Source organism: Arthrobacter sp. Cza30 (assembly GCF_059090765.1).
Window position 1 is genome coordinate 110,462 of sequence record NZ_JBNHGA010000001.1, and the last position, 11,563, is coordinate 122,024.

The 11,563-nt window shown below is 70.1% G+C and carries 4 protein-coding genes; all 4 read left to right on the forward strand.

What is annotated here, in order from left to right:
• Positions 1–10 precede the first annotated feature (10 nt).
• On the forward strand, positions 11–997 hold the full coding sequence (locus AC5RVZ_RS00485; RefSeq protein ID WP_494063825.1) for a DnaJ C-terminal domain-containing protein: 987 nt from the start codon (positions 11–13) through the stop codon (positions 995–997).
• A gap of 79 nt (positions 998–1,076) precedes the next feature.
• Positions 1,077–1,550, forward strand: a complete 474-nt coding sequence (locus tag AC5RVZ_RS00490; protein ID WP_494064697.1) for a heat shock protein transcriptional repressor HspR — start codon at positions 1,077–1,079, stop codon at positions 1,548–1,550.
• Between the two features lie 282 nt (positions 1,551–1,832).
• A complete protein-coding gene (locus AC5RVZ_RS00495; RefSeq protein ID WP_494063826.1) occupies positions 1,833–10,928 on the forward strand; it encodes a DUF7927 domain-containing protein in 9,096 nt (3,031 codons plus the stop codon).
• Positions 10,925–11,503, forward strand: coding sequence for a hypothetical protein (locus AC5RVZ_RS00500; RefSeq protein ID WP_494063827.1), 579 nt, complete (start codon positions 10,925–10,927; stop codon positions 11,501–11,503). The genes AC5RVZ_RS00495 and AC5RVZ_RS00500 overlap by 4 nt, the downstream gene beginning before the upstream one ends.
• Positions 11,504–11,563 lie beyond the last annotated feature (60 nt).

The window sequence follows — 11,563 nt, forward strand, 5'->3', positions numbered from 1 at the left end:
AAGGAGATCCATGGCCAGTCAGGACTGGTTCGACAAGGACTTCTACGCGGTGCTCGGCGTCTCGAAGGACGTCACCGATGCGGACCTGAAGAAGACCTACCGCAAGCTCGCCCGGAAGTACCACCCGGACTCCAACCCGGGGGATGCCGCCGCGGAGGCGAAGTTCAAGGAGATCAGCGAGGCCTACTCGGTGCTCTCCGACCCGGAGCAGCGGCAGGAGTACGACCAGATCCGTGCGATGGGGTCCGGCGCCCGCTTCACCGCGGGCGGCCAGGGCGCCGGCGGCTTCGAGGACGTGTTCAGCATGTTCGGCCAGGGTCGCGGCACCCGCACGCAGGCGCAGGACTTCGACGACATCTTCGCGATGTTCAATCAGCAGGGCGGCGGCTTCGGCAGCGGCCGGTTCGGGCAGACCAGCGGCGGCTATCGCGGCTTCGGCGGACCGACACGGGGCGCCGACGTCACCGCCCGCACGACGATCGACTTCGTCACCGCGACCAAAGGCGAGACCATCACGCTTCAGGGCGAGGACGGCAAGCCCTTCAAGGTGAAGATCCCCGCCGGCGTCGCCGACGGGCAGCGGATCCGTCTGCGCGGCCGGGGTCGTCCGTCGCCGGACGGCGGCGAGAACGGCGACATCGTCGTCCTGGTCACCGTGCGGCCGCATCCGGTCTTCACCCGCGACGGGCTGAACCTTCGTGTGACCGTCCCGGTGACCTTCACCGAGGCTGCCCTGGGCGCCACCATCGAAGTGCCCACGCTGGGCGGTGAACCGGTCAAGCTGCGCGTGGCGCCGGGCACGCCGTCCGGTCGCGTGCTGCGGGTGAAGGGGCGCGGCGTGTCGACGGCGAAGGGCACCGGTGACCTCCTCGCCGAGGTGCAGGTGGTCGTGCCATCGCATCTCGACGGTGCGGCGCGTGAGGCGCTCGAGCGCTTCCACGAGCTCGAACCCAAGGAGAACCCGCGTGCCGACCTCATGGCCAAGGCGCGCGGCTGAGACGATGCGCTCGCTGAGCGAGAGAGTCCGCGACCCGGACGACATGCGATAGACGAGAGTAGGCAAGGGGGTGACTGACATGGCAGAGGAGCACCAGATCGACGAGGACGCGCCGATCTTCGCGATCGCCGTCGCCGCCGAGCTCTCCGGCATGCACCCCCAGACGCTGCGCCAGTACGACCGGCTCGGGCTCGTCGTGCCCGCGCGCACACAGGGCGGGTCCCGGCGCTACTCGCTGCGGCATGTGCAGCAGCTCCGCGAGGTGGCGCGGATGTCGGCCGACGGCATCGGGCTTCCTGCGATCGCGCGCATCCTCGAACTCGAGGACCGGGTGCGCGAGCTGCACGGTCGCGTCCGCGACCTCGAGGAGCGGGTGCGGGTCGAGCTGGAGCGGCGCCCCGGCGCGCGCGTCTTCGCCGCCGGATCGACCGGGTCGGTGGTGACGCTGCGCAGCGGCACGCGCGTGCGCCGCGCGACCGAGCTGGTGGTGTGGCGCCCGCGTCACCCGCTTCCGCCCGCCGGTGACGCAGGCCGTTCCGACGACGACGCGTAGCCGGGCGCGAACGATCGCGCGGCACGTTCCTCGCGCCTCGCGCACGAGCGCTGCACTTACCGGCGATCGCTGCAGTCGGAACTGCAGCGGTCGCAGGGATGTGGCGCGCTCGGGATGCCGCCGGGTCGGCCCCCGGCGCGGGTGAAGCGAGGGGTGAAAATTCGCTCAGCGGATTCTCATTCGCGATAGCCTCCCGCCTGGAGGCCGTAATCCGATCTGACCGGATGCGGCCGAGTGACACGTGATGACGACCCAGCGTCATCGCGCATTCGGGGGAGTGACATGAGCGGTCGCCGGCGCGCGATTTTCGGTGAGCACACACAGCGACGGAGCATCCGGCGGACGGCCAAGGCGGCAGTGGCCAGCCTCGCCGCGGCGCTGATGGTGATCTCGGGCGCCACGGCGGCCAGCGCCGCCATCGTGGCGGCCCACGAGATCACCGCGAACTGGGCGGCCCCGGCGCCGACCAGCGTGATGTACGGCAACCCGGTCATCGCCGAGTGGCACATCAACACCAACGACGCCGAGCAGCCCGAGTCGAACCAGGATGTGACGAACGTCACGGCCACCCTTACGGCGGCGAACGGAAAGTTCGCGAACCTGCCGAGCGTGTGCCGGACGACCGGGGTCACGCCGGCCTCCTCCATCTCCGCAGACGGCGTCACTCTGGTGTGCAACGTCGGCACCGTCAAGGCCGGCACCGCCACCGTGCTGCAGACGCCGATCCGTGCCACCAGCACGAACGGCCAGCCGCTCTCGGCCTCGGGCTCGGTGTCGTCCGACCAGGCGGCCGCCCCGTCCGCCGTGGCCACGCTGCCCCCCGTGCCGGTGACCTACAACTACGGCATGGACCTCGTCATCTCGACGCCGTCGAGCAACCCCGCCGAGGGCGGGCAGCGCTCCCGCTACTTCGAAGGCAACGTCGAGCGCCAGTACATGATCGTCGACTGGGCGATCGCCGCGAACGTCGGCAGCCGCCCGGGCCCGGCGAACTACTCCTTCGTGCTGAACGTCTCCAGCTCCACTCCGAACGCCAACCCCAACCTCATCACGCCCGAGGAGTGCCGCCCCGTCAACGGCGAGATCGCGGCAGGCATCCCGTTCTCGGCGGCGAACCGCCCCGATCGCGCGGCCTTCCCGGGCGGCTGCACGATCACGAAGCTCAACGCCACGCAGTACCGCGTCACGTTGACCAACATCGACTACAGCCTCACCCGCGTTCCGGTGAAGGACTCCAAGGGTCAAAACCTTCCCGCAGGCAAGAACTACATCGCGTCGGGTGCTCTCATGCTGTCGCACCCCTCGCCGGCCACGTTCAACCAGACGTTCAACTTCACCGCCGCCGCTCCGGCATGGACCTACCCGGGCACCACGCAGCAGACAGCCGACCCGACGGCCAACAACGCCGACGCGATCACGCTGTACGTGCCCGGCGACTTCAGCAACCACTGGGCCGGCACTCCGGCGTCCTCGCGCTCCGCATGGGACGACCAGCTGTTCGTCGCGCCGGGTACCGGCTCGACGTGGACCCTGCCCAGCCCGACCGGTCAAGCGGCGGGTCAGCCCCTCCCGTTGTATTCGCAGGCCAACAGCTACGCGTGGAACGACTACCGTGGCCCGAACGCCGGCAACATCGCCGGCGTCTGCACGATGAATCAGACGGCGACGAACGCGCCCCCGCCGGAGAGCAACAACTTCGTCTACCGCTACATGGACGGCGGCGGGTGGGATCCCGCTCGCGGCGGGTATCTGCAGGTCCCGAGCCTGCGCTATTGGTACACCACCGCCAACATCGACACACGAACGTTCACCTGCGACTCGACGGCCGTGACCTGGGTGGCCGCGACGCCGGCCGGCGGCGTCACCGTCGGCGACCCGCGCGTCACGGGGACGAGCGTCGTGCAGCTGCCCGCGAACGTCACCGCTTTGAAGGTGACGTGGAACCCCGCGGTCGACAAGCCGTTCATGGTCTTCGTGCGCGGCTTCGGCTACATCAAGGCGAATGCCACCCCCTGGGTGGCCGGGGCGCCGAACAACATCGCGGAGGAGGGCTGGACCGTCGGGTCGTTCAACCGGCCCAACACCGTCACGGCGGCAGCGAACACCTGGTACAACAACAGCGCCGTAGGCGGCGTCAACGCGGCTACCCCCTGGAGCCCGTACACCGGCGCTGCGGGCGGCACCAACGGATACCGAGACGTCTTCCGCATCATCGGCAACACCGGCACGATCTCGAAGTCGGCGAGCCCGCAGACCGCGGGCCCCGGTCAGCCCGTCACCTATACGGTGCGGGCGGCGACCAACAGCACGACCACGCCGCCGACCAACAGCAACCTGACCGTCGTCGATCTGCTCCCCGCCGGGATGCAGTACATCGCCGGCTCGGCACGCATCGACGGCACCGCGGTCACCCCCTCCTCCACGACGGTCAGCGGCAGGCAGCAGCTCACGTTCGCCATGACGAACTCGCCCGCCAATACGCAGCGGGTCATCACCTACCAGGCGATGCTGCCGGCGAACTCCACCGTCGCTCCGGGCACGACCCTGACCAACACCGCGGAGGTCCGCGTCCCCGGTGACAACCGGGAGGCGGCTCTGAGACAGGCCTCGGCATCCGTCGTCGTGCCGAACAACGGCACGACGTCCTTCGGCAAGAGTTCGGCCGCGACGTTCGTGCCCTACGCGGGCGGAAGCTCGTTCTGGCGCATGACGCTCAACTCGCTCGACCCGTCCTCGAACGCCTACACCGACACGATCGACATCCTGCCGTACAAGGGCGACGAGAACGGCACCAACATCGACGGCGGCTACGAGGTCACCCGCGTCGCCGTGCCGGCGAACACCTGGCGCGTCTTCTACACGACGGCCGACCCCACGACGCTCAGCGATGATCCCCGCACCAAGTCCAACGGCACCAACCCCGGCGCGATCGCGGGCAACACCGTCGGCTGGACCGCTGTCGCTCTGAGCGGCACGAACGCCGCCATCCCCGCGAACGCCACGGCGATCCGTGTCATCGGACCGGCGCTCGCGCCGGGTGCGCAGCAGTCCTTCGACGTGCACTTCACCACCGCGGCGCCCACGAGCACCGAGTGCGCCGCGCCCGCGGCCGGCGACAACAAGCCCGGCCAGGTCATCGTCAACGCCGCCACCAGCATCGCCGCCCACACCGGCCTGCCGATGAAGTCGTCGGCGACCACCACGATCGCGGACTGCAATCAGATCGAGATCAAGAAGTACGTCCTCGAGAAGGGCGGCGACCGCAGCGACCCCGATGCCTGGCACGACGCCCAGGATCTCAGCGACTCCCCGCAATACGCGCGCGGCGACTCGGTGCCCTACCGCATCGTCGTGACCAACCGCGGCACCGGCACCCTCACGAACGTCGCGGTGACCGACCCGATGTTCCCCCAGTGCGCCTTCACGGTCGCGAGCCTCGCGGCCGGGGCCTCCGAGAGCCGTGAGTGCACGGCCGGTCCTGCAGCGCTCGGCACCACCGTCAACGAGGCGTTCGTCAACGTGACGCCGCCCGTCGGCGAAGCGCTGACGGGAAGCGACCCCGCGGGCATCGTCGTGCCGCTGCCGCCCAGCGTGACCAAGACGGCCGATCCCGCCACCGGCACGCCCGCGCTCGCGGGCGACCGCATCACGTACACCGTGACGATCTCCGAGCCTGAGGACAGCCCGGCGCCGTTCCTCTCGCCGAGCTTCGTGGACGACCTCTCCGGCGTCCTCGACGACGCCGTGATCGACGAGGACAGCATCACCGTGACGTCCTCGGCCGCGGACGGCGAGCCGGGCACCGCGGTCCTCGACGGGAACGCGCTGCGGTGGTCGGCCGACCGGATCTTCCCGGGCGAGACCATCACCATCACGTACGCGGTGACCGTGAAGGCCTACGACGAGGTGGGCGACCACCGCCTGCGCAACGTCGTGACCCCCGGCACCGACATCGAGTGCGACGTGTGCTCCACCGATCACCCGGTGCCCGGCATCCGCTTCACCAAGTCGGCGGCGCCGGGCACGGTGACCCCGGGTGGCACCGTCACCTACACCGTCGACGTCGTCAACACCGGACAGGTCGCCTACGGCGAGGACGGGTTCGCGACGGCGTCGGTGACCGACCCGCTCACCGACGTGCTGAAGGATGCCACGTGGCTCGGCACGTCGTCGCCCGGTGTCACCTTCGACCCGGCTGTCGGCGTGACGTGGAGCGGACCGCTCGCCGTGGGCGCCGCGACGTCGTTCAGCTTCCAGGTGCAGATCAAGCCCGCCGGAGTGGACGAGGACATCCGCGACGACCGGCTCGTGAACACGATCGTGTCCGACACCCCGGGCAGCAACTGCGCCGAGGACTCCACCGATCCCGCCTGCGACGCCACCGTGCTGGTGCAGTCGTACACCGTCGAGAAGTCCACGGCTGAGACGCCTGTCGTGCGCGGCGATGTCGTCTCGTACACGATCACCGTGCGCAACACCGGAGAGGTGGCGTACACCGCCGAGAACCCGGCATCCTTCGACGACGACCTCGCGGACGTCCTCGACGACGCCGACTTCGTCGAGGGCAGCGCCACCGGCGGTGCCGCGTTCGCGAACGGGCATCTGACCTGGGCGGGGACGCTCGCCGTCGGCCAGGTCCGGACGTTCTCGTACTCGGTGGCGGTCAAGCAGGCGCCGAACCTCGACAGCATGGTGCTGAACAACACCGTCACGCCGACGGGGGCCGGCGGCAGCTGTGCGGGTGAAGGACTGTGCGACACCTCCACGCCGATCGCGCAGTTCCATGTCGCGAAGTCCGCGGAGCCGGCGTACGTCAACCCCGGCGGCACCGTGCACTACGAGATCGTCGTCACCAACACCGGCGGCGTGCCGTTCACCGACGCGTTCCCGGCATCCTTCCGCGACTCCTTCGCCGGCATCGTCGACGACGGCGAGCTCGCGGCGACGATCGACGACGACGGGCAGATCGTCGACGGAAGCGTGACCTGGACGGCGGGCGAGCTCACCTACCGCGGTTCGATCCTGGACTGGAGCGGCCCGCTGGCGGTCGGCGGCACCGTCACGATCGAGTACGACGTGCGGGTGGACAACCCCGACCGCGGCGACCACCTGCTCGCCAACCGGATCACCACCCCGACCGGGCTCGCCAACTGCGACACCGGCTCGGCCGACCCGCTGTGCGTCACCGAGACGCCGGTGCAGTCCTACGAGCTCGTCAAGGTCGCCGACACCGACGTGGTCGAGGTGGGCGACACGGTGCAGTACACGATCACGGTGCGCAACACCGGAAACGTCCCGTACCCGGCAGGAGCCGGCGAGCCGCAGGCCCAGGTCTCGGACCCGATCGGCGACGTGCTCGAGAACGCCGCCTTCGACGGCGCGGTCACCGCATCTGCCGGAACGGCGACGTGGGATCCGGCATCCGAGACGATCCGCTGGACGGGCGACCTCCCTGTCGGCGGCGACCCGGTGACGATCACCTACAGCGTCGCCATCACGACGGCAGCGACACCGCCCGACCGGCTCGTCAACCGCGCGAGCACCGACAGCCCCGGCGGCAACTGCGACCCGGCCACCGACATCGATCAGGCCGACCCGCGCTGCTGGGTGGAGCTGCCGACGCGCTCGTACCAGGTCGTCAAGTCGGTGAACGACACCGTCGTGGAGCCCGGCCAGCAGGACCTGACGTACACGATCACGGTGACCAACACCGGCTCGGAGGACTACACCGGCACCACGATCGGCGACGAGAACGCTGCGGAGATCCGGGACGACCTCACCGACACGCTCGGCGACGCCGGCAACCCCGTGCTGGTCTCGCAGCCGGCGGGCTGGCAGGTGACGTTCGAGAACGGCGTGCTCGTCGGGGCAGGGCCGCTGGCCGTCGACCAGACCGTCACGTTCGTCTACACGGTCGACGTCGACGACCCCGACACCGGCGACCACCGCATGGACAACCGCGTGGAGACCCCGCCCGGACGCGGCGGGAACTGCACGACGATGTCGACCGACGGCGACTGCGACGTCACGGTGCTCGTGCGCGAGTTCACGGTCGAGAAGACCGTCGCGCCCGAGGTCGCCGAGATCGGCGACACGGTCGTGTACACCGTGCGGGTGCGCAACACCGGCGCCGTCGACTACACCACCGGCGACCCGGCCGGTTTCACCGACGACCTGACCGACGTGCTGCGCGACGCCGACTGGGGCGCCGTGCTGCAGGGCGGCGCGATCTTCGACGGCGTGGACACCCTCTCGTGGTCGGGAGCGCTGCCGGTCGCCGGTGAGGCGGTCATCCGCTACACCGTCATCGCGAACGGCGACACCGACGACGACATCCTCGTCAACGACGTGGACCCCGTCGGCCCTGGGGGTGACTGCGTCGATGCCGACAGCTGCACCACCGAGGTGCCGATCCGGTCGTTCACCTACGACAAGCAGGTCGACGCGACCTCGCTGGCCGAGGGTGACGATGTCACCTACACGATCACCGTGGCCAACACCGGCGCGGTGGCGTACACCGACGCGGCGCCGGCCGACATCGTCGACGACCTCTCGGGCGTGCTCGACGATGCCGGCGACCTCCGCGACATCACGATCGATCCCGATCGGGGCGCTGCGACGGCGAACGGCAGCGCGCTGCGGTGGCAGGGGCCCCTCGACGTCGACCAGACGATCACGATCCGCTACACGCTGACCGTGAACGACCCCGACACCGGTGACCACCACCTCGTCAACGCGGTCACGAGCTCGACGGGCGAGTGCGCCGAAGAGGGCGCGTGCACGACCGACACCCCGGTCCGCAGCTATCTCGTCGAGAAGTCGTCGATCCCCGCGGTCGTGACCCCGGGCGACGACGTTCAGTACACGGTGACCGTCACCAACACGGGTGCCGTCGCGTACACCGATGACGACCCGGCCTCGTTCGCCGACGATCTCGCCGACGTGCTGGATGTCGCCGGCGAGCCGTTCGACCTCTCAGTCGAGGGCGGCAGCGACAACGCGCCGACGTGGCACGCGGCGGACGAAGAGCTGCGCTGGGAGGGCGAGCTGCCGGTCGGCGGCGTCGTCACCGTCCGGTACACCGTGACCGTCGACGCGCCCGTGGCCGACGGGGCGGACTTCCTCCTCGAGAACGTCGTCACCCCGACGAGTCCAGGCGGCGAGTGCGGCGACTGCGAGACGGTCACGCCGATCCGGGCATACGACACCGTGAAGACCGTCAGCCACCGCGAGGTCCGTCCCGGTGACGTCGTCACCTACACCGTGCGCGTGAAGAACATCGGGCAGGTGGCGTACGCGGCACCCACGCTCGCCACGTTCACCGACGACCTGTCGGGCGTGCTCGACGACGCGAGCGGGCCGACCGGGCTCACTGGCGGTGCGACCGTCGCGGACGGTGCCATCTCGTGGGCCGGGGAGCTGCCGATCGGCGCCGTCAGGACCGTCACGTATTCGGTCACCGTGCTCGACCCCGCGCAGACGCCGACGCCTCCGGCTGACGGCATCCTCCGCAACGCCGTGGTGACGCCGCCCGAGGGTGGCTGTGCGGACACCGCCGCTCCTGACTGCACGACGGAGACGCCGGTGCGGGCGCTGCACTTCGAGAAGACCGTTGACCAGGAGGTCGCTCTCGCGGGCGACGTGATCGAGTACACGGTCACCGTCGAGAACACCGGTGCGGTGGACTTCACCGCCGACGACCCGGCCTCGTTCGACGACAGCCTCGCGCGGGTCCTCGACGACGTCGATCCCGTCACCGAGGCGTCCCTGCAGCTGGATGCCAGCGCGGGTCAGGCGAGCTACGCCGTGGCGACCAGCACGCTGCACTGGGAGGGTCCGCTCGCCGCGGGAGCCACGGCGACGATCACCTACCAGGTGACGATCGCCAATCCGAACCGCGGCGATCACGCCCTGCACAACCGCATCGTGACGCCTCCCGACATCCCGTCGAACTGCGGCCGGGACTCCGAGGACCCGCTCTGCGGCACCACGACGCTGGTGAAGTCGTACCACGTCGAGAAGTCGGCCGACCGGACCGAGTTCTTCCCCGGTGATGTGGTCGAGTACACCATCACCCTCGAGAACACCGGGCAGGTGCCCTACACCGCCGACGAGCCGGTCGTCTGGGACGACCCGCTCACCGACGTCCTCGACGACGCGGTGTACAACCTCGACGCGGCGGCCACCTCGTCGGTGCCCGGCAGCGACCCCGCCGAGGTCGCGTGGGATGCGGATGCCGGCACCCTCAGCTGGTCCAGCCCGTTGGCGGTCGGCGAGGTGATCACCTTCACCTACACCGTGTCGGTGCTGAGCCCCGCGCCGGAGACGGCCGACAAGATCCTGTTCAACCGGGTCAGCTCCACGACGCCCGGCGGCAACTGCTCGCCCACAAGCGGGGACCCCGTGTGCGAGGTCGACCTCGGCGGACCCTCGGTCGAGGTCGAGAAGACCTCGTCGAAGCAGACCGCCTTCGCCGGTGAGGTCGTGGAGTACACGATCACCGTGACGAACAACGGCGGCGTCGACTGGACGGCGGACCGTCCGGCTCAGATCGAGGACTCGCTCGTGGACGTGCTGGATGACGCGACCTACAACGACGACGCCACCCAGGGTGCGACGCTCGTCGGGTCGCGACTGCAGTGGCAGGGAGCGCTGCCGGTCGGCGAGTCGGTCTCGATCGAGTACTCGGTCACGATCAACGCGCCGCGCACCGGCGACGGCATTCTCGACAACGTCGTGACGACGCCGCCGGAGGTGCCGAGCAACTGCACCGCGATCCCGCCGCAGGCGCCGGACGCCCCGATCGGAAGCGCGGTCGATCCGACCGCGTCGACGGACGAGGCCTGCGCGACCCGCACGCTGGTGCAGTCGTACGAGACCGTCAAGACCTCGGATGCGGGCGACAAGGTGGCGCCGGGCGACACCGTGACCTACACGATCACGGTCCGGAACACGGGGCTCGTGGCGTACACCGAGGAGGAGCCGGCGCTGTTCGTCGACGACTTCAGCGGTGTGCTCGACGACGCGACGTACCTGGGTGACGCCACCGGGGGAGCCCGCTACGAGGCGCCGGAGCTGTCGTGGGCCGGTCCGCTGGCGATCGGCGAGGTGACCTCCGTCACCTACGGCTTCGAGGTCAACGAGCAGGGCGGCGACAACCGCATGCTCAACGTCCTCTTCAGCTCGGGCGAGATCGGCGGCAACTGCGTCGCATCGGACGTCGCCGGCTGCCAGGTGCAGACGCTGGTGGAGCGACCGCTGGCGATCACCGGCGGCACGTTGGCTCTCTCGCTGATGGGTGTCGTCGCGGGCCTGCTCGTCGCGGGCGGTCTCTTCCTCTGGATGGGCCTGCGTCGCCGCAGCCGCCGGACGGCATGACGCGCCTTCTCGCCCTCGCGATCGCCCTGCCGGCGCTGGTGACAGCGCCGGCAGGAGCGGTCGCCGACTCGGGGCAGCCGGCGATCTCCGTCACCGTCTCGAACGGCGTCGACCAGGCGGCACCCGGCGACACGTCGACCTACCGCGTGATCGTGGAGAACTCCGGCGGCGCGGATTTCGCCGGCTCGGTCGACCTCCGCCTGCCGGAGTTCGCCGACATCGCCGCCGACACCGGCGTAGAGGGCGGCACCGCCACCTGGAGCGTCGAGCTGCCCGCGGGGCAGGGTGCGGACTTCGAGGCCGAGGTGACGTTCGCCCGCGACGCCGGCGACGCCTATCAGGTGGTGGCGCTGGCGGAGGTCCGGGACGCGTCAGGCGACCTCGTCGTACGAGCGGCGGATGCCGACGGCATCCCGGGAGCCCACGCCCCCGCCGCCGTGCCCGGCATGACGCCGGACGGCGCGGACGGATTCGCGTGGTCGGTGCCGGTCCTCATCGGTGCCGGCTCGGTCCTTGCTCTCGCTGGGGTGTCGTGGTGGCTGATCGCGAGCGGGCGGCGTCCTCGCGACGGGTGAGGCAAGGGGTGAAGCGACGGGTGAAATCGCGACCGCTCCTGAAGGTTTCCTGATAGGCAG

Bases quoted from the DNA above. Each gene is read 5' to 3' on its own strand.
- AC5RVZ_RS00485 (WP_494063825.1), top strand. From the start codon at position 11: ATGGCCAGTCAGGACTGGTTCGACAAGGACTTCTACGCGGTGCTCGGC.
- AC5RVZ_RS00490 (WP_494064697.1), top strand. From the start codon at position 1,077: ATGGCAGAGGAGCACCAGATCGACGAGGACGCGCCGATCTTCGCGATC.
- AC5RVZ_RS00495 (WP_494063826.1), top strand. From the start codon at position 1,833: ATGAGCGGTCGCCGGCGCGCGATTTTCGGTGAGCACACACAGCGACGG.
- AC5RVZ_RS00500 (WP_494063827.1), top strand. From the start codon at position 10,925: ATGACGCGCCTTCTCGCCCTCGCGATCGCCCTGCCGGCGCTGGTGACA.